Source organism: Rickettsia africae ESF-5 (assembly GCF_000023005.1).
Taxonomy (GTDB): domain Bacteria; phylum Pseudomonadota; class Alphaproteobacteria; order Rickettsiales; family Rickettsiaceae; genus Rickettsia; species Rickettsia rickettsii.
Genome location: NC_012633.1, coordinates 1,074,872 through 1,100,312, shown reverse-complemented (window position 1 = coordinate 1,100,312; position 25,441 = coordinate 1,074,872). Strand labels below are relative to the sequence as shown.

The window sequence follows — 25,441 nt, the reverse complement described above, 5'->3', positions numbered from 1 at the left end:
TGTTATATTATTTCACATACGCCTTTAGAAGCTTTACCGGCAAGTTTGATATCTTTGGAAGCATTATCCACACAATTACCTAAATCTTGATTATATTGGTGGATTTGACTACTCGCTTGCATAGCTTCTTTAAATATTGCGTTATGTTTTTGCTGTTGTTCTTCAAATTGTACTTTTGCAGCTTCTAAAGCTGCTTTTCTTTGTTCAGGAGTTAATTTTTTAAATTTAGACATAATAATTACTACTTTAGTTAAATTCCTCTCGTTTTATTATTTGTAACTTTAATATTAGGAGTACGAGTAGGAGATAAACTCCTAGTATTAGGATCTTTTACTTGTGTTTGTTCTCTGATTTTATTAGCTAAAGATTTAGTTTTATCCACGTTAATTTTATTTAGTACTTTATTATGATGCTCTATATCTTTTACAACGCCGTCTGTCTTAATTGCTTTATGCTGATGTTTTAGAACTAAATATTTTTCATATGCATCTAAATATTTTTCTGGTTCTTTTTTATAACGCTCTTTAATATCACTTCCTAATTTCTTTATTTTATCTTTATTTATGTTGTGTGCTTTTTCATGTTTAATAATTTCTTGATCTAATATTTTTTTACTACTTTCAATCTTCTCTACATGTGCCTTATGTATTTTTAACATTTCTTGGTGAAATTCTAATTCTTCTTTTAATTCTTTAACTTTTTTTGGTGCTAAGCCTTTTTCTTGTAATTGTTGTGATAAATTCGTTATTGTTTTATTTAATTCATTTAATTCTGTATGTGATTGTTTGTGTTCTTCAGTTATTTTTTTATGGTTTTTATGTAATACTTTATACGCTTGATTTAGTTTAAATATTTCTTCATGAGTTAATATTTCACGATTTAACTCTTCATGATCAATAATGTTTTCCTTTTCTAGTTTATTTATTATCTTATCTAAACGCTTATTACTTTCTTCAATTCTTTTAGTATCTTTAGTAATATTTTTTATAAATTCATTATGCAAATTATTAAGTGCAGCAATTCTTTGTGCGATTTCTTTTTCTTCTTCGGCAAGTTTTATTGCTCTTTGTGATTTTAGAAATTCTTCTTCTTGAACCCTAGCTTTCTCAATAGATTGTTCTACTTCATAGTGCTTGAGCTTAGTTTCAGCAGTCTCTTTTAGATTGGATATGTCAAAATTCAAGCCATATGAAGCTGCTTCGCTTTGTAAACTACTCAATTCTCCTAGAATTATTTCTATTTGAGAGCGAGAATAAGAATTGTTAAGATGCTCTTTTAAATTATCGAATTTATATTTTAATGTAGCTGTTATATCAGACATGCTCATCATCTTTAATATTAACGCCAAGAAACGTTAACAAAAGTTAATAATTAAGTCAAAAAAATTTTAATAAAAATTAATCTTGTATTTCTAGCCATTGATTTAATAACTCGTCTAGTTTCTTTTTATCATTAATTAATTGGCTAGTAATGCGGTTATATTTTTGAGGATTATCTAAATATAGATTAACGTCTTCAAGTTCTTTTTCTAAGTGTTTGATGGATATTTCTAGCTTTTCAATATAGTTGGGTAATGTTTCAAGCAAACGCTGATATTTATAAGATAGCTTTTTATTTAGAGGTGCTTTTTGAGAAGTTAGTGGTAGTGGTTTTGAAGCTTTTTTGGCTATAGGAGAGGTAGTAAAATACTGCTTATAATCTTCATAACCTCCTGTTAAATCATGAATTTTACCTTGAGCGAAAACTAAAGTTCTAGTAACTAACCTATCTAAAAAGTCACGATCATGGCTCACGACTATTAAAGTACCTGAATAATCTGTAAGTATATCTAGTAAAATTTCCAGACTATCCATATCGAGGTCATTAGTCGGTTCATCTAAAATTAACAGATTGCCAGGGTTAATTAGAATTTTTGCAAGTAATAATCTATTAGCTTCACCGCCTGATAAAATAGCGGTTTTTGCATTAAGTAGTTTAGGATTAAACATGAATTGTTTTAAATAACCGGCAACATGCATGGTTTTACCGTGTGGCAAAAATACTTGATCACCGCCTGTAGGACATAAAGTTTGTTGTAATGTATGATTAGGCTCTAGTTTTTCTCTATGTTGATCAAAATATGAAATATCTAAATTACCGCCATATATAATTTTGCCGCTTTCAGGGGTAAGCTGTTTTGTTAGTAGTTTGATAAAGGTAGATTTGCCTGAGCCATTTGCACCGATTATACCAATTTTCTCGCCGTTTTTTACACGAAAGCTAAAATTATTGATAATTTTAGTATTTTTATAACTAAAAGTAATATTATCTGCTTCAATAATGAATTTACTTTTAGCTATATTTTCGGCAAGTTCTGTCCTAACTCTTTGTGTTGAACTAGCTAGTTTTGCAGTCTGTTCTTGTGTTATTGCTCTTAAAGCTTTCAAATCCGCAAGTCTCTTTTGATTTCGTTTACGTCTAGCAGTAACACCGGCATTTAACCATTCATTTTCTTGAGATAATTTTTTATTTAATTTCCGAAGAGCGGCTTCTTCTTGGTCTATGATAATTGTTTGCCATTCATCAAAAAATTTAAATCCTTTATCGGATTTACGTAAAATTCCTCTATCAAGCCACCAAATTTTATTAGTAACATTTGAGAGGAATGTTCTATCATGACTAACGCAAATAATAGCACCGTTATAAGATTTAACAAATTCTTCTAACCATTCGATTGTTGCAATATCTAGATGGTTAGTCGGTTCATCAAGTAATAATATTTCCGGCTCTAATATTAAAGCTTTAGCAAGGCTTGCTCTTCTCAGTTGACCGCCTGAATAGGTGGATAAATTATCTGTTCCGTTGATTTGTAATTTTTCTAGAATTATATCGATTTGGTATTTATCTATTTCTTGTGTACTATCTGTTTGTTGTAAAACAAAATCATAAACAGTTAGATGAGTTTTTATAGAAATATCTTGTCTTAAATAACCGGTTGTAACTAAAGGATCTTGAAATAATGCACCGTTATCTAACTCATAATCACCTGATATGACTTTCATTAAGCTTGATTTCCCGCAGCCGTTACGTCCTATAAGACAAATCTTATCGCCTGTGTACAAATAAAGCTCTAAATCAGATAAAATTACTTTATCCGCAAAACTTAAGTTACCGTCTTTAATGTAATAAATTGGGGTCATAGTTGATTATTGGCTAGTTTTAATGTCATTCCTGCGAAAGCAGGAATCTAGAAAAATAACCTTAATATTGGTACAAAATTACATATTTGATAGAATAAACATATAAAAATAAGTTTTTATATGTTTTACTGGATTCCTGCTTTCGCAGGAATGACATTAAGTTAAAGGTTGGTAAACGAAGTTTAATTTGGAAAAGCACAAGGGGTCCATAAGACGAGGAGCGGAACGTATACTTAATACGTGAGTACGGTGCTTATAGGACTTTGTGCCAATTTTTTAAATTAAACGAGTATACTCTTAATCACTAAACTAGCATTAGTACCACCAAATCCGAACGAGTTGGAAAGCACGTAATCTATCTTAGTTTTCTTAGCTTTAAGTGCAACTAAATCTATATTCACCTCATCCATAGGGGTATCTAAGTTTAAGGTTGGCGGTGCAATCTGGTCTCTAATTGCAAGAGCTGAAAAGATAAACTCAACACTTCCTGCCGCACCAAGCAAATGTCCTATTGATGATTTAGTAGAAGACATTAAAACTTTGGGATTCGCTTCTAAAAATAATTTTTGTACGGCTGCTAATTCTATTCCATCACCAAGTGTAGTAGAAGTACCATGTGCATTAATATAATCAATCATATCGGGCGTGATAGTTGCATCTAGTATTGCGTCTCTCATCGCTCTATAAGCTCCTCTACCTTCAGGATGTGGAGCTGTCATATGATAGGCGTCACCTGTAGAGCCGTATCCTATAACTTCACCGTAAACTTTAGCCCCTCGATTTAAGGCATGCTCATATTCTTCTAAGACTACAACGCCTGCTCCTTCACCCATAACAAAGCCGCTGCGGTCTTTATCCCAAGGTCTTGAGGCTTTTTTAGGATTATCGTTATATTTAGTACATAATGCTCTAGCAGCAACGAAACCTGCAACTCCGACAGGTGTAACTGGAGCTTCCGCACCGCCTGCGATCATAACATCGGCATAGCCGTGCTTTATCATACGCATAGCATCGCCTATAGCATGTGCCCCTGTAGAGCAAGCTGTTACTGCTGTTTGGTTTGGACCGCTAAAACCGTATTTTATAGAAACAAGACCGGATAAAAGATTAATTAATGAAGCGGGGATAAAGAAAGGACTAACTTTGCCGTTATTTTCTTGATAAAGTTTGATAGAGGTATCTTCGATCATTTTAAGCCCACCGATTCCTGAACCTAATATCAAGCCGGTTCTATCACGAGATTGTTCATCGTCGGGTAACCAGCCGCTATCTTCAACTGCTTCGGTTGCGGCTGCTACTCCGTAATGGATAAATTTATCCATTTTACTTAGTCTATTAATGTCATCTGCTTGTATGAAATTTTCAAGTTTAAATCCATCTTTCTCAGAGTTATCTATAAGTCCGGCAATTTTACACGCAAGTTTAGAAGTGTCAAATTCTGTAATAGTTTTTATACCGCTTACTCCATCTACAATATTTTTCCAAGATGAGCTAACATTAAGCCCAACAGGAGTAACAAGTCCAAGTCCGGTAATAACTACTCTTTTATTTACTCTTTGATTCGACATTTTTATTATCTATTAGGGATTTTTTATGCAGATTAAGATTGGCGTTCTTTGATATATTTTATAACATCGGATACGGTTTTAATTTTAGTGGCTTCATCATCAGGAATATCAATACCGTATTCAACTTCTATTGCCATCATTAACTCTACGGTATCAAGGCTATCAGCTTTCAAATCTTCTATAAATCTTGAATCCGTAGTTATTATCGATTTATCTTTATTTAGCTTTTCAGCAACCATTTCAATAACTTTCTGTTCGATCTTATCCGTTGTACTCATAATTTTGAACTCCATAAATCATTTAATTTTATATGCCGTATAATAGTGGTTATTCAGCTATTAGACTTTATTTTAACTGTATGAATATTTATTTAAAATATTCATTACATTTTATCTTTAAAAGAACTTCTAGCACAAAAAATTATTTTATGCTAGCACAAAATAATCTTATTAATTTTTATACCATTAACATACCACCGTTTACATGTATAGTTTGACCGGTAATATATGATGCCTGATCGCTTGCTAAAAATGCAACTGCGTTTGCCACGTCTTCCGGCATACCGTAAGTGCCTAGCGGAATTTTTTGTATTATAGCTTCTCTTTGTTTTTCATTTAGTTTATCGGTCATATCTGATTTAATAAATCCTGGAGCTACTGTGTTAACCGTAATGCCTCTGGTTGCAACTTCGTAAGCGAGCGATTTGGTCATACCTATTAAACCTGCTTTAGAAGCACAATAATTAGCCTGCCCGGGGTTACCTGAAATTCCTACTATTGAAGATATGTTAATAATACGTCCATACCTGTTTTGTATCATTTTTTTTATTGCTTCACGATTTAAAATAAAATTTGCTTTTAAATTAATATCAATAACTTTGTCAAAATCTTCATCTTTCATTCTAATTGCTAGCGTATCGCTAGTAATACCGGCATTACATACTAAAATATCTAACTTTGATGCTTTAGATATTAAATTGCTACATTCTTCCTTATCGGCAAGATTACATACTTCTATCGTATAATTATCTTTTACAACCTTTCCAAGGGATTTTAATTTTTCCTCATTACTACCGCTAATAATTACATGGCTTCCGAGTTTGTGTAGTAACCTCGCTATAGCTCCGCCTATGCCTCCTGAAGCTCCCGTAATTAAGGAAGTTTTACCTGTTAAATCAATCATTTTCTTCCTCCGTTTGATCAAGATTTATATTAGTAATTTTTGACGATTTTTCACGTATTATTTTCTCAATTTCGTTGGAAATTTGTGGATGTTCTTTTAAATATTGTTTGACGTTTTCACGTCCTTGACCTATGCGTACGTTCTTGTAGGAAAACCAAGAGCCGGATTTCTCAACAATATCAAGCTTAACTCCAAGGTCGATTATCTCGCCTTCTTTTGAAATACCTGAACCGTACATTATATCAAAATCTGCAGTTTTAAATGGAGGAGATACTTTGTTTTTGACTACTTTTACTTTGGTTTGGCTGCCTATTACTTCTTCTTTATCTTTAATGGAGCCGATTCTTCTTATATCGATCCTAACAGAAGCATAGAATTTTAAGGCATTACCGCCTGTCGTGGTTTCAGGACTACCGAACATCACACCTATTTTCATTCTGATTTGATTGATGAAAACAGCAATACAATTGGTGCGATTAATTGATGCAGTAAGTTTACGCAAAGCCTGGCTCATTAATCTTGCTTGAGAAGCCATTTGAGCATCACCCATTTCGCCCTCAATCTCTGATTTCGGTACTAAAGCCGCAACACTATCTATTATTATCATATCAATACCGCTGGAGCGAATTAATGTATCGGCAATTTCTAGGGCTTGTTCACCTGTATCGGGCTGTGAAATAATAAGCTCATCAATATTTACGCCTAATTTTTTAGCATAAGCAGGGTCTAATGCATGCTCGGCATCAATAAAAGCACATGTACCACCCTTTTTTTGAGCTTCTGCAATTAAATGCAATGTTAGAGTGGTTTTACCTGAGCTTTCAGGACCAAAAATTTCGATGATTCTACCTTTGGGAACACCGCCGATTCCAAGAGCTATATCTAGCCCAAGTGAGCCGGTTGATACGGCCTCTATATCAACATGCGGACGCTGCCCTAGTTTCATTACCGAACCTTTACCGTAGCTTTTTTCAATTTGTGCGAGTGCTGCGGCAATGGCTCTTTCCTTATCTGTATTTGACATAAATTTCCATATTATAAACTTACCAATTAAAATATAAGCTTGAGAAAGAAAAATCAAATTTTATTTATGTTATTGTGCTTGTAAGATTAAATCTTGACTTCCATACTAGGTGATGCTTAGATGTTAAATTTACTTGTGTTATGGTTAATTGATTTGGACTTGCTTACTATGTTACCAACTGAATTAACCTAGGACTATTAACAAAAGAAATTTTAAAGCTAATTAAATTACTTGTTAACAGTCCCATAGTTCTCGAAAAAGATAGATTTAGTAAAACCCTTATTAAATAACTTATCACATATGGTACCACAATTTCCGTAAACTGAATATATCGCTAAAGATAATTCATCATCTATATCTTATAAATTTAGATGGCATATTTTAGTTATTTTAAGCATTTGCTTACTTTTGGTATCGATGGATGCTACAGTCTTGTATGCTGTTATTCCTACTATAATCCTTGATTTAAAACCATCTAATTTACAACAATTATGGATAATCAATGCATATGCATTAGTATTATCAGGTCTTCTCATTACCGCAGGTGCATTAGGAGATAGATTTGGTCATAAAAGATTATTACTTTGGGGACTTTTAGTTTTTTTCATCGCTTCAATGTTAGTTTATGTATTTGATAGCTCATGGGGATTAGTATTATGTCGTGCTTTACTTGGGTTAGGAGGATCAGAGATGATGCCTTCCACTTTATAATACACATGAACGTATGATCGCAATATCCGTGTGGGGAATAATGGCAACCGTAGGAGCAGCTATAGGACCAATACTAGGAGGAGTATTGGTTGAGCTTTTAAGTTGGCAATTTGCATTTTTTAATCAATGCACCTATTGCATTAGTAATTATTGCTTTTGGTATAGTTTGGATTCCTAAATCATCTAATCCTAGTAATGAACCCATGGGATTGGATAGGAGTATTTCAATCGTTTTTTGGGATGGCAGCTTTAGTTCAAGACATTGAGATGTTGGCTAAATACGGTATTATGAATCTAGCATTCGGCGGAATGCTATTAATTGGCATTGTGTTACTAATAATAGTTACCTTACGTTATGCCAACTTAAAAGTGATGATCCGTTAGTGGATATGCGTTTATTCTTAATTAGCAATTTTAGTATAGGAGTAATAGTTTATTTGCTGATTACGTGTGTCTTAGGATCCATAATGTATCTTATGTCCTTATGGTTACAGTTTATCAAAGGGTTAAGTCCTTTGTATGCAGGTCTTTATATGTTGCCTGCAGCAGTTTTTGCTTTAATTGCATCTTTAGTTATGCCATATTTATTCACACGCTTTATCGCACGTGTAATAATGTTTAGTGGGCTTATCTTTACTACTATATCATTGATTTTACCTAGTATATTAGACTATAGAGATTTATTATCGAATACTATGTTATATATCTTGGATTGCTTGGTATAGGAAGTAGTCTATGCCTCTCTACACCGTAACAGTTATGATGAATGCAGTACCGGCAGAGAGATCTGGAGGTGCAGCAGCATTACAAGAAACAGCATATGAATTAGGTAATGTATTAGGTATAGCTGTTATTGTGAGTATTACGTCTTTATATATATAGTAACAATCTAGTAATGCCTCACGGTGTTTCTGTATCAATTGCAGAAATAGCTCATGACTCAATCGGTGAAGGAATAATTATTGCTTAACAACTACCACCTTCATTTGCTTACGAATTAATTAAGGATGTTAATATTACTTTTATAAATGCATTTAATATAGTAGGTATTATTCTAGGAATAATCATGCTAATATTGGCGGGTGTGATTATGTATGTTCTTCCTCCTTTTAAAGTATCTACCTCTCTACATTAATATGATGAAACTGGTATAGAAACCTTACCGTCTTTTGCTATTTTTGCACTATTTACCATGAATGGTTAATAATGATCTTAGTGCTTATTTTTATAGTAGGTAGTTAATAAAATGAGATGATGATATTTTCAAGGCTATAAATCATTACTAAATATTTTTTCTAATTCTGTTAAGCGTTGTTCTATTCTTTCGATATCGCTTTTTGTTATAGGTCTTTCTAGTAAATCTGCTATCTTGGCTCTTAGATTTTTTTATGTTCATTTAAAATAAATTCTATGATGAGTCTTGGGATGGTTTTAGTATTGTGGTCAGACATATTTGTTCCCGATTAATTAAACTTACACTGCTTAAGTTTCAACCACCGAAGAGAAATAAACTCTTAGTGGTCGGGGGAGTAAGAAAACCATCAACGATAGCCATAATAGCCTTTAGGTTCTAAGCTTAAGCTTTAAATCTTGGACATAACTATTATAACCCCCCGACCGTGAAGTCGAGGATTGCATCAGTTTTGTAAGAAATGTTCTCACTTTTGGCAGAGGTTTCGACACCCTGAAATAACACTTTGCTACTCTAAGCATCATTTTATATATAACTTTCAAAAAGTCAATGATGGTTTGTTATGGTACTAACAATGTTCTATGCTTCTATACCTAAGGAGTTATATGGTGATGATACATCGGCTAATAACGGCATTTCGCAATTTTGATAGTTAATATCTGTGTAACAAGGATTAAATATCTCAAATATTTCTATAATGCTTTCTTTATATTTTTCAGACTTGGGATTTGTTGTTCGTATAATTGTTATTAAGCGTGCAAAGTTGCTGATAGTCTGAAAACTATCATCACCGCCAAGACTCTTACATATTTCATGCAATATTCCGCTTGAAGAATCTAAGTTCATTGCTATAGCGGATGGGGAATTTAATTTTACAATTTCATTATTTAAATTAGTTAGTGGTAGTATTGAGAATTCATATTTCTTAATAGATTTTGCTAGTTTTATAATATCATGTAAATTATTTATTTTTATAACTTCATCGAATATAACTGCATTCTGCTTAAAATTTTCATATAGTAGTTCTACAAATGCTAATTCTTTATTCTTTATTATTAAATCTAAATGTTCATTTTGTATATTTCTTCCCTTATACCAATCCCATCCATATTTAATACAATACCCTAAGATCGTACCTACAGCTAATGTTCCTAATGCTATTCCAGCTATATAAGCACCGCTGCTATATCCACCGTCATTTGTATCATCGTTAGGTCTTTCTGTAGTAGTAGGGTCAGTGTAAGCTTTACCGAGTTGATCTAAAATATTTTTACCTATTTCTGTAGGAGAGACATTATCTAAAGAGAGACCTAAGTGATTTAGAGTATTTTCAAGAGTATTTATAAACGATTTACGAGAGATTAAAGTTTTTTTATAAGCGTTATAGTTTTGTAAAGCACTCATAGCTTCTTCTTTAGTGCATTCATTTAAACCTAAGAAATCAGCTCCGCTAGTTTCGGTAATATTGCCTTGAGAGAATATATAATCATTTATTACTTTATAAAGTTGATTAAGAATACTAGCCGTACCGTTTTGATGAGGTGTTACGGCTTGTTGTAAAAGTATATGAGGATTATTTTCAGCATCGATAAAAATATTATTTATTGGAATATTTAAACCATTGTTGCACTCTTGGTATAGTATTGAAAAATCATTTGGGGACTCATTGAAAGATTGTGCAATGTTTTTCCAATTACACTGTGTATTATCCACTATATAACCTTTTTTAAAAGTTCCTTTAACAGTACTATATACTGATGAAAATATAGTACTGCTTAATTTATGAATGATGTGGCTTACATTACCCGGTAAACGGCTTACTATTTCATTGCTAAATATAGGCATAACGCAGTTAAAATTTATATTTAATATATATGCCATAATGTTACTCCTTTAATTAATAAAACGTGGTTTCTAAAGTATGTTAATGTTTTTGTCAAGATAAAGTTAAAATAAATTAATATATGGAAAGATTTGAGAAAGATGATTGTTATGCTGTAATGTTTCGTTTTTTCGTCATTGTGAGGAGAGACAAAGCCTCGAATTGGCAATCATTTTGTACTAGACTTCTTGCATAACCTATCTTATAAAGAGGAATTTACAGGAAACGGATGTGAGTACCGGATTGAAGTACAATTAGAAGGAGGTTATGCAAGAAATCTACTGTTTCATGAGGTTGCCACGCTCCTTACAGTCGCTCGCAATGATGATTTGGTGTCCATGCAATAATACCTTGCGGGGATGACATAGAACGAGCTATACAATATTACTTACCTATGCAGAAATTTTTAAAGATCTCGCCTAGTATTTCTTCTACGTTGATAACACCTGTAATTGCACCGATGCAGCGTGCCGTCATTCTAATATCTTCAGTTGCTAGAACTAAATCATTATCTAAGCTAAAAGCCGTTAAATGTGAGAGAGCTTGTTGTAAATAGTTACGATGACGCTGATTTGTTATATAAGGAGTTTCAGTAAATCCTGCCATATTTTCGGCAATATTTTCAATATTTTTTAATATACTTGAAAGCGCAATATTATTTTTTACTGAAACTCTTAAGCATTTATATTTATTTTCAATAGAAAAGATTTTACTAGCTTCGATTAAATCGATTTTATTAATTATTGTGATAGTATTTTCATCAATTAAATTAATAATATCTTCATTTATAGAGGAGTCTAATTTTTCGGCATCAAACATTATAATTTTAATATCTGCTGTTTTAGCTGAATTTATAGCTCGTTTTATACCTTCCTGCTCGATAATGTCACTACTTTCTTCTCTTATACCTGCTGTATCCTGTAAAATAATAGGATAGCCGCCAATGTCTAAATGTCCCTCAATTATATCTCTAGTAGTTCCTGCAATATTTGAGACAATCGCTATATCTCTCTGCATTAAGAAGTTTAGTAAGCTAGACTTACCAACGTTTGGCGGACCGATAATTGCAAGCTTAAGACCACTTCGTAGTAATTCTCCTTTTCTGTTATCATTAAGATATTCCGATATTGTATTTACAAGAATTGTATGAGTATTAGTAACTTCATTAAGGACGGTATCAGGTATATCTTCATCCGGGAAATCTATATAAGCTTCAAGCAGAGAGATCATTTTTAAAAGCTGACTACGCCAATTATTATATAATGCTTCAAGTTTGCCGCTTGCTTGTCTAATTGCTTGCTTATGCTGCATTATAGTTTCGGCATTAATTAAATCGGCTATCCCCTCTGCTGCTGTTAAATCAAATTTGTTATTTAAAAAAGCTCTTTTGGTAAACTCTCCTGCTTCTGCCAAACGAATACCAGCTATATTTAATAATGCATTTGTCAGCATTATAGATATAGCTTTACTGCCATGCGTGTGAATTTCGACTACGTCTTCCCCGGTAAAGCTACCAGGTGACTTAAAATAAACAACCATAACATTATCGATTAGCTCCTTAGTTTCAGGGACTGTAATTTGTTGATAATACATTAATCTTGATTTAAAGTCCTTTCTACCGGTAAGTAGCTGTAAAACTTCTAAACTTTTAGGACCAGAAATCCTAAAAACTGCTACGCCTGCTTTACCGAATGCAGAGCTTTGTGCAAATATCGTTTCCACTTATTTTCTATGCCTCTTGCTTAAGTTATTTTATATAATATAATAACAACAGAAATAATCATATTATTATTAATTAAGCAAATCATGACCCCAAAAACAACCTCTTTAAACTTTAGCCGTTTAAATTGTCAAATCCCGAATTATAAAACTAAAATTCTAGAACTTAGCAAGGAACGTGAGTCAAGTTCCATATATATAGATTTTGTTCAAAAGTTTTTAAATTATATTCCGATAGATTATGATTTTGAGAATAGAGCAAAATTGTTCCAAAATTTTGCAGATGAAGCCTTTAAGTTTTTTAAGCAAAGGATAGCAAGAGCAAGAAAAATAGCAATAACAAAGGCAGTTATCGAAAATGATCCGGCAATAAATGTCTTGATATTACTTGATAATAAGCCGCATATTGTTGATTTTATCATATGTCTGCTTAAAAACATGAATTTGCAAACTAAGTTTTTACTCCATCCGGTAATAAACTGTGTCCGAAATAGTAAAGGAGAATTAGAAAAAATATTAGCAAATTCTGTGTCGGATGAAAAATCAGAATCAATACTACATTTAACCATTTTAGGAAATTTTGACGATAAAACTACTACATTTTTAACTGAGGCTATAAATGAAAGATTAGAAAAGTTAGAGCAAAGCTATAGCTATTTACCGCAATTACGCACAAAATTACAAGATTTATCTAAAAATATAATTGATAATTATAAATTAAATTTTAAAGAGGCTAAAGAATTCTTAAATTGGTTACAAAACGATAATTTGGTTTTATTAGGGACTCTTGATTTTGAAGTAAAATCTTTAAAATTAAGCAATGAAATAGGAGCAGCAAAAATATGGCAAGAAGTAAAAGACGAGATTGATGATATTATAAAATGTTCTGCTAATCCTTTATATCAAAATCAATTAATAATACTCGGTAAAATAAATAGTGCGTCGCTTATCCATTCAGATAATTTAATCGACTATATCTTAGTGAAAAATTTTGACTCTTCGGGTGAATATATTGCGGGAAGTATAATTTTCGGTATATATAATTCAAATATGTATTACCATTCAATAAGTAATATTCCAATCCTACGACAAAAATTTAATTTTGTAATTGAGAAAGCCGGTTTTGCATTATCTGGTTATAATGCTGATAAGTTAAGAATTTTAATGGAGTCGTTACCGAGAGAAGCTTTAATACAAATTGATCAAGGCGATTTATATTGTATGTGTTTACATATGCTCTCAAGTATGATGAGTAAGAAGCTTAAATTATTTATTCAATATGATTGGTCTAGTTCTTTTCTTAATATCATAATTTTTCTGCCACGAGAACGTTTAACGGCTGAAATCCATAATATGATAGATTGTTATTTAGCAGAAAAATTCGGTAGTAAAATTTTATCCAACTATATCACCGAAGTAGCCGGTAATTTTTCTTATCTTTTTGTAACGCTTGAAGCACAAGGGGAACATAAAATAAATTTTGAAGCAGAAATAATACAGCACGATTTAGATCGTATCTCTACATGTTGGAGTGAAGATTTTTATTTTAAGTTTTCTAAAAAATTCGGCGAATATCAAGCAGGTATTAATTTAAAGCTTTTTGATAATGTTTTTTCGGCAGATTATCGGCAAAAATTTTCTCCGGAAATAGCTTTAGTAGATATTGAATATCTAACGGAAGCAAGTAAGTCACAAAAATGTATGTTTAATCTAGTTTCTGTAAATGAAACGGAATTTTACTTAAAAATATATAGTCCAAAAGTAAAACTTGCACTTTCTAACATATTGCCGCCAATAGAAAATTTAGGTTTTAAAGCAATTGATGAACAAACTTTTGCAATTAAGGAGGCTCTCGAAATCAAAGAAAGCTGGATATATAATTTTATCTTAACTTCTATTGTACCTGTAAAGGATAATATTACCGAATTAAAAATAAATGTTGAAGAAGCTTTAGACAAAATGGCACTTGGGATGCTTGCTAATGATTCTTTAAGTAAATTAATAGTGCTTGCCGGTTTTAATTGGAAGCAAGTTAAACTCGTCAAAGCTTTAACAAGATATTTACATCAAACGGGATTTAGTTACGGTAAAGGCTATGTACAGTTAACGTTACTTAAACATCCCGAATATACAAAAATGTTGGTAAATCTATTTGATATAAAATTTAATCCTAAACATTCGGATAATAATTGTGACGTAATTAAAGATAAACTAAATAATTACTTAGTAACCGTTGAGATGAGTAGTGAAGATAAAGTACTACGTAATATGCTTGGTATAGTTAATGCTATTACTAGAACAAATTACTATCAACCACATAAACATATTTTTTCATTTAAGTTTGATTCTTCAAAAGTACCGGATTTACCTAAACCTGTTCCGTTTGCCGAAGCATTTGTTTATTCTAGAAATTTTGAAGCTGTTCATTTAAGAGGCGGTCCCGTATCACGCGGAGGGCTTAGATGGTCGGATAGAGCAGAAGATTATAGGCTTGAGGTCCTTGGGCTTATGAAAGCACAAATGACTAAGAATTCTGTTATTGTCCCTGTCGGTTCTAAAGGCGGATTTTATGTTCATTTTACTGAGGAAGGGCTTACTCGTGATGAATATATGGAAAAAGTGGTAGAGTGCTATAAGAATTTCCTTAGAGGTTTATTAGACATAACTGATAATATCATTGACGGTAAAGTAGTACATCCAAAAGACGTTATTATTTATGATAAAGAAGATCCTTATTTAGTGGTTGCTGCCGATAAAGGTACAGCCTCATTTTCGGATTATGCTAATAGTGTGGCAAGAGAATATAATTACTGGCTTGATGATGCTTTTGCTTCCGGTGGTTCTGCAGGTTACGATCATAAAAAAATGGCTATTACTTCCAAAGGAGCTTGGATTTCCGTAACTAATCACTTTAAAACTTTAGGGTTAGATGTCCAAAAAGACCCTATTACCGTCGTAGGTATAGGAGATATGTCGGGAGATGTGTTCGGTAACGGTATGCTCAGATCAGAGACTATTAAGTTAGTTGCTGCCTTTAATCATAAACATATATTTATTGATCCTACTCCTGATCCTTTATCAAGTTTTAATGAGCGTTTGCGTTTATTTAATTTAAAGGGGTCTAATTGGTCTGATTATGATTCTAAGCTTATTTCTAAAGGAGGCAAAGTATTTGAACGCAGTAGTAAATTAATAAAATTATCGCCGGAAATTAAAAAATTACTTGATATAAATGATAATGAATTATCACCGGAAGAATTAATTAAAGCTATTTTAAAAGCAGATGTTGATTTATTGTGGAATGGCGGAATAGGCACTTATATCAAAGCTAAAACGGAAAATAATTTAGAAATCGGTGATAAAGCAAATGATAACCTTAGATGTAACGGTGAAGAAATTAGAGCAAAAGTTATAGCAGAAGGCGGTAATGTTGGGGTATCACAGAGAGGTAGAGTTGAATATGCTAAAAAAGGCGGGCGCATAAATGCTGACTTTATTGATAATTCAGCAGGTGTTGATTGCTCCGATCATGAGGTAAATATCAAGATTGCTTTAAGTAGTGCGATAACCTCAGGAAAAATTACTTTAGAAGAACGTAATAAACTTCTAAACGATATGACAAAGCAAGTTGAAGAGTTAGTATTACTTGATAATTATAAGCAAACCGAAGCAATAACAATTATGCAACTATCTCCTACTTTAACTGTTAATATACTTAGTCAATTTATAGATATTTTAGAAGAAGAAAAAGTATTAGAGCGGGAAAATGAATTCTTGCCTAGTGCAGAAGAATTGAATAGCAGAGCTATGAGCGGTGAAGTATTAACTCGTCCTGAGCTTTGCATATTGCTATCATATAGTAAGAGATCTGCTTATCATGAGTTAATTAATTCTACTTTTTCCCATGATAAATATTTTGATGCATATCTTATAGATTATTTTCCTGAAATGATGCAAAAAAAGTTTCGTAATGAAATTTTATCTCATCCACTTAAACATGAGATTATTAAAACCGTTACTATAAATAAAATAATGAATCAGCTTGGGGGACCGCTTATTAGTATTGTAAAGCGTGAGATTGGGGTTCCTCTTTGTGATATAATAAGGTCATATACCATTATTTGTGAAATTTTTGATCTTGATGATATATGGGAAACAATAAGTAAGCTACCTACTAATATTGATTACAATGTAAAAATCGACATGTTTACCGAAATAACGAAATTAATGCGTCGAGGTATTTCGTGGTTTATTAAAAATTTAAAACATCCTATTAATATTAGTGAAACTATAGAAGAGTTTAGAGTTCCTGCACAAAACTTAAGAAAAACGGTAGATACTTTATTAGTCGGAGAAACTAAAATAAGATTTGAAGAAAAATTAAATTATTATACCACTAGCGGGGTAGAGGAATCATTGGCTGCTACTATCGCTACATTTGACAATTTAATTTCAGTATTTGACATTATATATGTAACAAAACAGACTTCAGGGAATAATAAAGAGATAGCAAAAGTTTATTTTGTTATAAGTGATATGTTTAGTCTTGATTGGTTACGTAAAGTTTGTGATAGGCAATTGAACGATTCATTTTGGCGTCGCTTAGGTATTCAATCGCTAAAAGATGATTTATATGACAAACAACGTAGATTATTAATAAAAATAATTAATAAATCTAAAACAACTATTGATTTAGATTTATGGATTGATAATAATAATAACTTAGTTAGAAATTTGCTTGATTTTATTAAAGAAATTAAAGCTCAAGAAACTATAGACTTAAATATAATTATTTTAGCAAACAAGAAATTTGAAATATTCTTACAGAAACTTGAGTAAATTATGTCGTCAATGCTTAAGCAAATTAGGTTAGATTCAGGTAAAACTTTAAATCAGGTATCTAGTGATTTAAAAATTAGAAAAAAATATTTAGTAGCTTTAGAAGAGGGTGATTTTGATGTTTTACCGGGAGAAGTATACGTAAGAGGTTACTTAAAATTATACTTGGATTATCTTAATGTAAAAGATAGAAATGCAGAGCAGATAGAAGCTACTAAACAGAACGAAACCGAAAAATTATTAAATAATAAAAGAGCTACGGTGATAAATTATAAACGTAAAAAACAATTAGTACTTATATCTATTATAATGTTATCAATTATTATTGTAAGTCATCCATTCATAATTAACGCTTAAACGAAAATGGATAATGAAATATTAAACTGCTTACAGAATGAAGCTAATAAAGAGGCATTGGAAGGAGACACGGAACGCGGCACCGCAGCGTACATAGACGTACGTGAGGATGCGAGTACAGGATCGACGTACAAATTACCTTTAGAAGCAAGTTATGTAAGCAGTCTAAAGAAATTAATGGAAGAAGTAGAACATAAACTCGATGATTTGTTGAGTATGCTTGTAAATAATCAAAATGAAGTTCAAAAATTACAAAACGAAAATAAAGCATTAAAAGATAATTATATAATAATGCTAGATCAAATTAACATTTATATTAATGAACTTGAAGAAATAAAAAAACAGCAAAAATAATTATGTCAATTGTTACGGTAACATTAAATAACAAGAGTTTTCAATTATATTGTAATAATGGAGATGAGGAAGAATTACTATCTTTAGCGAATAAATTGAATGATAAAATAGCGGAAATTAAACTTGGTAGTCCCACAGCCTCTTTTGAGTTATTATTAGTTATGGCATCACTTAATGCACAAGCTGAAATAGCTAGTCTAACAGAAAAACTTAATAAAAATGGTCTTCAAAAAAATCATCCCGACGAAGAAAAATTCGCAGAAACCTTAACTACTATAGCAGGTTACCTAGAAAACCTTGCACGTAAAATGGAAAAGTGATATATTAACTATTAGCTGCTTGGTTCGTGAGCTTAATATTAACCTAGGACTACCACTAACTTTTAGGACATCGTCCCTGTCTAATACTAATTCAGTTTAGATATATGAAGTCCACCTTTACATAAAGGTCTTTGAAGGATTTTAAGTAACGGCCAAAGCGGTCATGTATACTCGTTTAATTTGAAAAATTGGCTACGTTGTCTTTTGCTGATAATCCTCACGTACTAGTATGTACACTGCGGTTATCAGCTTCAAAACGCCTTGCTCTTTTCCAAATTAAACTTCGTCGTCTACCTACTTTTCGTTTACTCACAGTATACCTTTAAAATGAAACAAACAAAATCACGCAATAAAGTTCTCGGTGCTTTTTTAGGCACTATTATTGAATATTACGACTATAGTTTATATGGTTTTTCAGCGGCAATTATCGCTGATAAATTCTTTTCAGCCAGTACTGATCTATTAACAAAGCTTGTAAATGTTTTTGCCGTTTATGCAGCAGCATATTTATCAAAGCCTATGGGTGCTTATATTTTTGGATGTATAGGGGATATATACGGTCGAAAAAAAGCCTTAAGTTTTACGATTATCGGTATTGTAATCCCTACCTTAATAATAGGTTTATTGCCCGATTATTCCTCGATAGGAGTTTGGAGTACAATAATTTTAGTTTTATGTCGCTTCATGCAAGGTATTTTTATTGGAGGGGAATATGACGGTGCAGCAATTTATGTTATTGAACATTTAGGAGCAAAATACCGATTTACTGCCTCGGCAATAACTAGATGTACAGGAGTAATGGGTTTATTATGCGGAATCGGTGCAACTAATTTCTTTAATTCTCATATTTTTCCGGAGTGGGGTTGGCGTATTCCGTTTTTACTAAGTTTACCACTTGCATTAATAACTCTTTATTATCGCCGGAAATTTGATGAAACACCGGAGTTTAAAAAAGCACACTATAGCCAAGATTCTATTGAAAAACTTAGCTCTATAATTAAAAAGCAATGGAAAAATATTGCACGGTTAATATTTTTAGCCGGAGGTTTTGGAGCAATATATCAAATTGCGATCATCTTTATGAAGCACTATTTACCGATCGTATTACCTTCAGTCGGTATTATTATGAGTGCTTTTTCGGTCTTAATAGTAATATGTTTTGCTGTTTGCATGCCGATTGCCGGTTTTATTGCCGATCGCTTAGGAGTTAATTCAGTATTAAAAATCGCATTTATATGTACTATTACAGCAAGTGTATTTTTTGTGATAGCAGTAAAATATCAAATGACTAATTTAGGGCTTGCAGCTAGTTTAATGTTAGCTGCATCAGTTGCACCTTTTAATTCTCTTGCTCATAGTATAGTTATTAAGTCTTTTGTAGTTAAAGAACGCTATCGTGTTATAAGTTTAGGACATAATATCGGCTCAATGTTAATGTCCGGTACTGCTAATTATATTTGTGCAAAGGTAATAAAATCATTTGATTTTAACCTATTCCCGATTTTATATCTTTGCATGTTTGCCGTACTTGCTTATTCTATGACCATATTATTTAACCGTAATAGGTAAAAAATAAATCTTGACGGTAACTTTAAATGTTATGCATAAAATTTTTCATAAATCTATAATTTTTATTATCTTATGTATACAAGGAAATATTAGTTTTACCGATGCAAACGGAAGTATATACGTTAGATATTGGTAATTGCAAAGAACGTAAATATAACTATGAAGATCATTTGGAAGAATTGTTGAAGCAAGAAATTTCTTTAGCAATGCAGAAGAATGGTTTAAGAGTTAAGCTATTGTACAACAAAGATATTAGAACACAAAAGCTTGATGATTTAGTATCTCGTTTCCGTAGCTCCTATAATAATACTTATACTGCTTTATATACGCCTTTATTATGGCTTGAGGTGAACCTGTTATAATGTTAGGAGAAAAAACAGGAGCTGATATATTTGTATTACTTAATTATGTGCAAATGATAAAGACTAATGGAGCTCGTACACATGACTTTTTAATGAGTGCTTTGGGTTGTTCAGTAAGTAATGCAGATAATATATTTATGTCTATAGGAATAGTAGAAGCAAAAGGTGGTAGAATATTATGGACTAATGCAACGCCCCAAGCACAACCATTTAGTAGCTCTATTTTCTCTTCTTGTGATAAATCAGAAATTGGCAATTTTTATTCAGTAATAAATATGCTTTTATCTCTATTATAAACTGAATTTTGTGTCGTTCAGGGGTGGTTGGTGTGGCTTATTATTCCTCTCTGTCATTCCGTGATTTATTCACGGGATCCAGTAAAACATATAGTATGGGTAGACAAAACACATCTAATTTAAGTGCATAAACTATAAATCATTTTTATCAAATAGGAAAAATTCACCTATTTCAGGGGTAATCAACTTATTTTCATCAATATTATGTTTTTTTCCGATCTCTTTAAAAAGATTATCGTTATAACCCGAATCACCTATAAAACAAATATCTCCTATCTTAGTTTTAATGATCAAAGTTCCCCATAATGCTTTATTTTTATCAAATATTCCTCTAGCCGACCAATGCTGTGTCGGTTCTAAATAAAATTCTACATCGCCTTTAATTTCATCTTCTTAGAAACTTTTTGAATTTAGCTGTATTTCTTGTTCTTTATATGACTCTCCCCACCCTAAGGTAACAATTTCTGCATCGGTAATATGTTTTTTGATTATTACGTCATTCATTAGCGGTGTAATAATCTTAGGGTTATCTTGTACCCATAAATCTTTAATTGTTCTGATGTCTAAATGGTCATAGTGATTATGGCTTATTAATATAACATCTATTTTAGGTAAATCGGTAAAATTAATACCGGATTTTACCACTCTCGTTGGTCCTGTAAAAGTAAAAGGACTAACCCGCTCCGACCATACCGGATCGGTTAAGATATTTAAACCGTCTATTTGAATTCAAAAGGTTACATGTCCTACTTAGGCTACTCGTACAGCGTCATCTCGATCGCTTGATACTAATGAATTTCGTGGAACTCGTCTCTGTAGTCACGTACTAATGTACACTGTGCAGACTCGTCCTTAAATTCATCTTGTCTGAAGCGATCGAGATTTAGTTGTGTATTTTTACTGCTAGTTATTTTTTGTGGTGGAATATCAGTGGAAGTAAATGGCAGTGTTGTCGGCCATTTTGGTCGTTTTGAAGTTATTTTCCATTTTAGAATATCAAGTAAGGTTTTAAGTTTTATATTAGGCTCAATATTGAAAAACATATTTTTATTTAGATAGACCTTCCTTTCGGTTTATTAGAGCTTTTAACTTGTTCAGCAAAAGATTTTGTCTTTTTATTTTTTGGTTTATGAATAAACCCTCTAGTTTTTTCTCCTATCAACATGGCTTCTTGCAGTATATCTTTTGGTAGTTTAGCTATAGATGCCGATATTTCCGGAGTTTGTTTTATTTCTACCGTTATCTTTTTTGCTTTATTTATATCTCTGCCTATTACTTCATCTAGTGGAACATTTTTATAATCTGCAAGAGCAACAATTGCTCCCATATCAGGCATTTTTGTACGACCATCTAGAAAATTTTTCCACGCTGTTTCATGAGTACCTGTTTTTTCACTTAACTTATACGGGGTTATATTGTCTGTTTCTAATATATTCAGTACAAATTTTTTAAAATTATTTCTAATTTCTTCTGGATCATCTTTATTTGTTTCTGATATATCGTTAATCCGATTAAATCGTTCTTTTGACCTTATATCTTCGCTCATTATTTGTTCCTGTAAAATTTACTCCTAAAAATTGAGAGTTAAAATAACTTCATAGATAGTCTCTTAGATTTATTTATTAATATATAACTAATAAATAGTAAATAGAAGATAATTATAATGAAAATAATAAATTTAAGCTATTGAATTAAGTATTTAGGTCTTATATATGAAATTTAAATTAATCTATTTTAACTTTTTTTGTCACAAATTATAAAATTTTTCTGTAGTATTATGAGCCATGTCTGTTCCATTTCTTTTTCTATAAATTAAATTTCAGATGCAGAATCTAAGATATTTTAAAAAGATTATATAAATTAAAAATTGTTTTTTCTGTATCTTGATCATTTATGAATAAGGTAATTTTAACTTCTGATAATTGTATCATGTGAACATTTATATTATCGTTCGTTAACTTTGATAATATCGTTTCAAGTAATTTACAATCATTTTTAATCCCATAACCAATAAGAGAGATTGTAGCAATTTCGGTATCAAAAGTAAAATCTTGTATCTGCTTATCATCTTTTAAATTAGTCAGTAAAGCTTGTAAATTATTTTTATCGGTTAAATTTGTAATAAAACTATATTCTTCATTATTTTTTATCTCTTGCATAAACTCAATATGATTATTATTTTGTGTAATCATATTTGCAACTTGCAAAAAACTTAAAGAAATGCTCTTTACAGATATTTTTAATAAATTTTTATTAGAAGTAATGCTGTTAATAATCCCATTCTCCATATTTTTATCCTTTGAAGTGATTAACGTACCTTCTGTATCCGGTGAAAATGTTGACAGAACACGCATATCTATTTTATACCGCATTACTAACTCTCCGGCTCTAGGGTGTAGTACTTTTGCTCCACTTGATGCTAGTTCTAACATTTCTAAAAAATCTATTTCTTTTATCTTCTTGGCATTTGGAATAATTCTTGGATCAGCAGTAAATATTCCCTCTACATCGGTATAAATATCACATCTATCGGCTTTCATAGCTGCAGCGATTAAGGCGGCAGTAGTATCAGATCCTCCTCTGCCCAAAGTAGTTAACCTATTGGATTTGTTAATTCCTTGAAAACCGGCTATTATAGGGATGGTATTTAACTGTAAATATTTTTCTAGTAAATCTGTAGTAATTGATTCTACTAAAGCTTTACTATGATTATTATCGGTGAGCATCGGTAATTGCCAAGCTAGAAATGATCGCGCCTTTATATCTTCTTCTTGAAGAGCGAGCGCTAGTAATGAAGCAGTGACTATTTCACCGCTAGAAAGTGCTACATCATATTCTGCAAATTGAGAAATGTTATTAAGGCTTGATACTTCATTACACAATGTGACAAGTTGATTAGTAACACCTGCCATAGCCGAAACTACTACAATTATTTGGTTATTTTTAGCTATTTCGGTTTTTATGATAGGAACGATTTTTTTTATTCTATCAATATTTGCAACGGAAGTGCCACCGAATTTTTGAATTATTAAGGCCATAAATAAAGCCTAATAGAATATTATGTTATATAATTAATTTCCGCCTGTCGTCATCTAGCGCACTTACAGACATTATTGTGTGGAACGGTTGTCAATTGTCATCTCGCGACTTGATCACGGGATCCAGCTTAAAATACTAATAATATTAGTACTTTAAATTATTTTTATGGGCCCTTTAGTCAAGCCACGGGGTGACCAAGTGGACTTTACCAATCAACGTAACAATGCCATAAAAAGCATTTTTCGTTCCACGTAACACTAGTAGATCAAATCGCAATACTTAAGTACTTGCAATTCCTTTAACATTCACGATTTTATGATTTCGCTTAGTTAAAAATTCTACTCTACCTTCTATCAAAGCAAATATTGTATGATCTTTGCCAAGCCCTACATTCGTTCCAGGATGAATTTTTGTGCCGCGTTGTCTAACTATAATATTACCGGGTATTACATATTGTCCATCGGTTTTTTTTACTCCCAGCCTTCGACCGGCTGAGTCTCTTCCGTTTCTAGAACCACCACCGGCTTTTTTGGTTGCCATTTTATAATTCCTTTTAAGTTATTATTATTGTTTGGTAATATCTAATATTTTTAATTCCGTCAATTCTTGACGATGACCGGCTTTACGACGATAATTTTTTCTACGCTTTTTCTTAAAGACTATAATTTTATTATCTTTAAGTTGGTTAGTAATTTCAGCCGTAACGACAGCCCCTTTAACTATTGGAGTCCCAATAAAAGAAGGCTTTGAGTATTCGCCAATCATTAAAATTTGATCAAACTGAATTTTAGAGCCAAGTTCTCCATCAATTTTTTCGACTTTAATAATACTATTTCTGTCTACTTTATATTGTTTTCCACCTGCTTTTATAACTGCGAACATGAAAACTATCTCTTTAAAAATTTATAAATATTTATCGTATCATATTATTATATTAGAAATTAGTCAATGATCTTTTTTTATAGCAAATCTATTGTCGAATATCTATTAACACAAATATAATTGCGTATTGAGTTACCGCAGCAAATATTGCGGCTAGCAAATCATCAAGCATAACGCCGATACTGCCCTTAATATTTTTGTCCAACCAATTAATAGGCCAGGGCTTTACTATATCAAAAAATCGGAATAGACAAAAAGGTAATACGAAAAGTAATATAATATTTATTGTTAGCGGACTAAAATATTTAATTAAATACGATTCATTAGCAAATAAAGCGGAAAAAAATACTAAAACAATAGTTAGTATTTGCCCTACTACTTCATCAATGACCACTTCTTTAGGGTCTTCTGACTTTGTATAATTTAAATATATTTTAGTAAAATAAGTGCCGAGCATTAAGAGTATCAAACATAGGCTAAAGCTTATAATAAATATACTGACAAGTTGAGCTTCACCGAGAGTAAGACTTGAGAAAGGAATGATTATTTTGTTATTAACAATAAAATATATTAAGAAATAAGTTAGAGGGAAAGCAGCAATCGATCCAAAAGTGCCTGGGCAGTATTTTATTTTCCCGATATAAAAAAAAGTAACAAAAAATTCTGAAAATTGTTTTTTAGTAAACATTTCTTTAATTATTTTATCCTAGATTAGAGCTATAATATCTTATATAATTAAATTTTAACTTATACAGCAAAAAAAATATCATGGGAATGAGCTTTAGCCATTTATTAATAGTTTTATTAATTATTTTTGTATTATTCGGTGCCGGCAAATTACCGCAAGTCATGTCCGATCTTGCTAAAGGTCTTAAAGCTTTTAAAGACGGCCTGAAAGACGACGGTAGTGATAATGATAAAAATAAATAATTAATCTTTAGTTAGTGTCCCTTTGTCATCATGTGG

At 31.7% G+C, this 25,441-nt stretch carries 28 protein-coding genes, 1 other RNA gene and 1 pseudogene; 13 read left to right on the top strand and 17 right to left on the bottom strand.

What is annotated here, in order from left to right:
• Positions 1-2 precede the first annotated feature (2 nt).
• The 7 genes from RAF_RS06035 to recA all read right to left on the bottom strand — a co-directional run bounded on the left by RAF_RS06035 (position 3) and on the right by recA (position 6,953).
• The gene (locus tag RAF_RS06035; RefSeq protein ID WP_014411059.1) at positions 3-233 is read right to left on the bottom strand and encodes a hypothetical protein; all 231 of its coding nucleotides are present in this window, start codon (positions 231-233) and stop codon (positions 3-5) included.
• A 17-nt stretch (positions 234-250) separates the two neighbouring features.
• Positions 251-1,321, bottom strand: coding sequence for a hypothetical protein (locus RAF_RS06030; RefSeq protein ID WP_041471952.1), 1,071 nt, complete (start codon positions 1,319-1,321; stop codon positions 251-253).
• A gap of 76 nt (positions 1,322-1,397) precedes the next feature.
• Entirely contained in the window at positions 1,398-3,179 is a 1,782-nt protein-coding gene (locus tag RAF_RS06025) for an ABC-F family ATP-binding cassette domain-containing protein (RefSeq protein WP_012720017.1), read from the bottom strand.
• A gap of 281 nt (positions 3,180-3,460) precedes the next feature.
• A complete protein-coding gene (fabF, locus tag RAF_RS06020; protein WP_012720016.1) occupies positions 3,461-4,747 on the bottom strand; it encodes a beta-ketoacyl-ACP synthase II in 1,287 nt (428 codons plus the stop codon).
• A gap of 32 nt (positions 4,748-4,779) precedes the next feature.
• Entirely contained in the window at positions 4,780-5,040 is a 261-nt protein-coding gene (acpP, locus tag RAF_RS06015) for an acyl carrier protein (protein ID WP_008579292.1), read from the bottom strand.
• 163 nt (positions 5,041-5,203) lie between these two features.
• Positions 5,204-5,929: a 3-oxoacyl-ACP reductase FabG gene (gene fabG / locus RAF_RS06010; protein ID WP_012720015.1), complete on the bottom strand. Its 726-nt coding sequence runs from the start codon at positions 5,927-5,929 to the stop codon at positions 5,204-5,206.
• Entirely contained in the window at positions 5,922-6,953 is a 1,032-nt protein-coding gene (gene recA / locus RAF_RS06005) for a recombinase RecA (RefSeq protein ID WP_004997434.1), read from the bottom strand. The genes fabG and recA overlap by 8 nt, the downstream gene beginning before the upstream one ends.
• Before the next feature lie 417 nt (positions 6,954-7,370).
• Here recA and RAF_RS10450 point away from each other — a divergent pair, with 417 nt between their 5' ends.
• The 4 genes from RAF_RS10450 (at position 7,371) to RAF_RS10145 (ending at position 8,546) form a co-directional block, all read left to right on the top strand.
• The gene (locus tag RAF_RS10450) at positions 7,371-7,664 is read left to right on the top strand and encodes an MFS transporter (protein ID WP_268738929.1); all 294 of its coding nucleotides are present in this window, start codon (positions 7,371-7,373) and stop codon (positions 7,662-7,664) included.
• Between the two features lie 13 nt (positions 7,665-7,677).
• Positions 7,678-7,842: a hypothetical protein gene (locus tag RAF_RS10445; protein ID WP_327203424.1), complete on the top strand. Its 165-nt coding sequence runs from the start codon at positions 7,678-7,680 to the stop codon at positions 7,840-7,842.
• 17 nt (positions 7,843-7,859) lie between these two features.
• The gene (locus tag RAF_RS05995; RefSeq protein ID WP_041471951.1) at positions 7,860-8,048 is read left to right on the top strand and encodes a hypothetical protein; all 189 of its coding nucleotides are present in this window, start codon (positions 7,860-7,862) and stop codon (positions 8,046-8,048) included.
• 351 nt (positions 8,049-8,399) lie between these two features.
• On the top strand, positions 8,400-8,546 hold the full coding sequence (locus RAF_RS10145) for an MFS transporter (RefSeq protein ID WP_146709393.1): 147 nt from the start codon (positions 8,400-8,402) through the stop codon (positions 8,544-8,546).
• 889 nt (positions 8,547-9,435) lie between these two features.
• Here the strand turns inward: RAF_RS10145 and RAF_RS05985 are convergent.
• On the bottom strand, positions 9,436-10,737 hold the full coding sequence (locus tag RAF_RS05985) for a DUF5460 family protein (RefSeq protein ID WP_012720014.1): 1,302 nt from the start codon (positions 10,735-10,737) through the stop codon (positions 9,436-9,438).
• A 385-nt stretch (positions 10,738-11,122) separates the two neighbouring features.
• On the bottom strand, positions 11,123-12,460 hold the full coding sequence (gene mnmE / locus RAF_RS05980; RefSeq protein ID WP_004997443.1) for a tRNA uridine-5-carboxymethylaminomethyl(34) synthesis GTPase MnmE: 1,338 nt from the start codon (positions 12,458-12,460) through the stop codon (positions 11,123-11,125).
• Between the two features lie 84 nt (positions 12,461-12,544).
• Between mnmE and RAF_RS05975 the strand changes: the two genes are divergently transcribed.
• From RAF_RS05975 to RAF_RS05945, 8 genes are all read left to right on the top strand, one after another.
• Positions 12,545-17,296 carry an NAD-glutamate dehydrogenase gene (locus RAF_RS05975; protein WP_012720013.1) on the top strand — a complete coding sequence of 1,584 codons (4,752 nt, stop codon included), beginning with the start codon at positions 12,545-12,547 and terminating at the stop codon, positions 17,294-17,296.
• Positions 17,297-17,299: 3 nt separating this feature from the next.
• Complete coding sequence (locus tag RAF_RS05970) at positions 17,300-17,653, top strand: helix-turn-helix domain-containing protein (protein ID WP_012720012.1); 354 nt, start codon at positions 17,300-17,302, stop codon at positions 17,651-17,653.
• Between the two features lie 6 nt (positions 17,654-17,659).
• Positions 17,660-18,007: a palindromic element RPE1 domain-containing protein gene (locus RAF_RS05965; RefSeq protein WP_012720011.1), complete on the top strand. Its 348-nt coding sequence runs from the start codon at positions 17,660-17,662 to the stop codon at positions 18,005-18,007.
• A gap of 2 nt (positions 18,008-18,009) precedes the next feature.
• Positions 18,010-18,327, top strand: coding sequence for a cell division protein ZapA (locus tag RAF_RS05960; RefSeq protein ID WP_012720010.1), 318 nt, complete (start codon positions 18,010-18,012; stop codon positions 18,325-18,327).
• A gap of 9 nt (positions 18,328-18,336) precedes the next feature.
• Positions 18,337-18,495, top strand: a non-coding RNA gene (gene ssrS, locus RAF_RS08300) — 6S RNA.
• Between the two features lie 159 nt (positions 18,496-18,654).
• Positions 18,655-19,896 (top strand): MFS transporter, encoded by a 1,242-nt coding sequence (locus RAF_RS05955; protein ID WP_012720008.1) that lies wholly within the window; start codon positions 18,655-18,657, stop codon positions 19,894-19,896.
• Between the two features lie 101 nt (positions 19,897-19,997).
• A complete protein-coding gene (locus tag RAF_RS05950; protein WP_041471949.1) occupies positions 19,998-20,258 on the top strand; it encodes a hypothetical protein in 261 nt (86 codons plus the stop codon).
• A complete protein-coding gene (locus RAF_RS05945) occupies positions 20,258-20,554 on the top strand; it encodes a hypothetical protein (protein WP_041471948.1) in 297 nt (98 codons plus the stop codon). Before RAF_RS05950 ends, RAF_RS05945 begins: the two co-directional genes overlap by 1 nt.
• A gap of 132 nt (positions 20,555-20,686) precedes the next feature.
• Here the strand turns inward: RAF_RS05945 and RAF_RS05940 are convergent, their stop codons facing one another.
• From RAF_RS05940 to RAF_RS05905, 8 genes and pseudogenes are all read right to left on the bottom strand, one after another.
• Entirely contained in the window at positions 20,687-20,848 is a 162-nt protein-coding gene (locus RAF_RS05940; RefSeq protein ID WP_004997461.1) for a hypothetical protein, read from the bottom strand.
• A 99-nt stretch (positions 20,849-20,947) separates the two neighbouring features.
• Positions 20,948-21,262 carry an MBL fold metallo-hydrolase gene (locus tag RAF_RS05935; protein WP_083762127.1) on the bottom strand — a complete coding sequence of 105 codons (315 nt, stop codon included), beginning with the start codon at positions 21,260-21,262 and terminating at the stop codon, positions 20,948-20,950.
• Between the two features lie 54 nt (positions 21,263-21,316).
• Positions 21,317-21,450, bottom strand: a pseudogene (locus tag RAF_RS10660) (palindromic element RPE3 domain-containing protein); the annotation flags it as partial.
• Positions 21,451-21,605: 155 nt separating this feature from the next.
• On the bottom strand, positions 21,606-22,100 hold the full coding sequence (locus RAF_RS05925; protein WP_012720007.1) for a hypothetical protein: 495 nt from the start codon (positions 22,098-22,100) through the stop codon (positions 21,606-21,608).
• 286 nt (positions 22,101-22,386) lie between these two features.
• Positions 22,387-23,592: an aspartate kinase gene (locus RAF_RS05920; RefSeq protein ID WP_012720006.1), complete on the bottom strand. Its 1,206-nt coding sequence runs from the start codon at positions 23,590-23,592 to the stop codon at positions 22,387-22,389.
• Positions 23,593-23,872: 280 nt separating this feature from the next.
• Positions 23,873-24,133: a 50S ribosomal protein L27 gene (rpmA, locus tag RAF_RS05915; protein ID WP_012720005.1), complete on the bottom strand. Its 261-nt coding sequence runs from the start codon at positions 24,131-24,133 to the stop codon at positions 23,873-23,875.
• Positions 24,134-24,157: 24 nt separating this feature from the next.
• The gene (rplU, locus tag RAF_RS05910; protein ID WP_004997480.1) at positions 24,158-24,475 is read right to left on the bottom strand and encodes a 50S ribosomal protein L21; all 318 of its coding nucleotides are present in this window, start codon (positions 24,473-24,475) and stop codon (positions 24,158-24,160) included.
• An 88-nt stretch (positions 24,476-24,563) separates the two neighbouring features.
• Positions 24,564-25,163, bottom strand: coding sequence for a phosphatidylglycerophosphatase A (locus RAF_RS05905; protein WP_012720004.1), 600 nt, complete (start codon positions 25,161-25,163; stop codon positions 24,564-24,566).
• Between the two features lie 80 nt (positions 25,164-25,243).
• On the opposite strand from RAF_RS05905, the gene RAF_RS05900 reads away from it, so the two are divergent.
• The gene (locus tag RAF_RS05900) at positions 25,244-25,405 is read left to right on the top strand and encodes a Sec-independent protein translocase subunit TatA (protein WP_012720003.1); all 162 of its coding nucleotides are present in this window, start codon (positions 25,244-25,246) and stop codon (positions 25,403-25,405) included.
• The last annotated feature ends 36 nt before the right edge of the window (positions 25,406-25,441 follow it).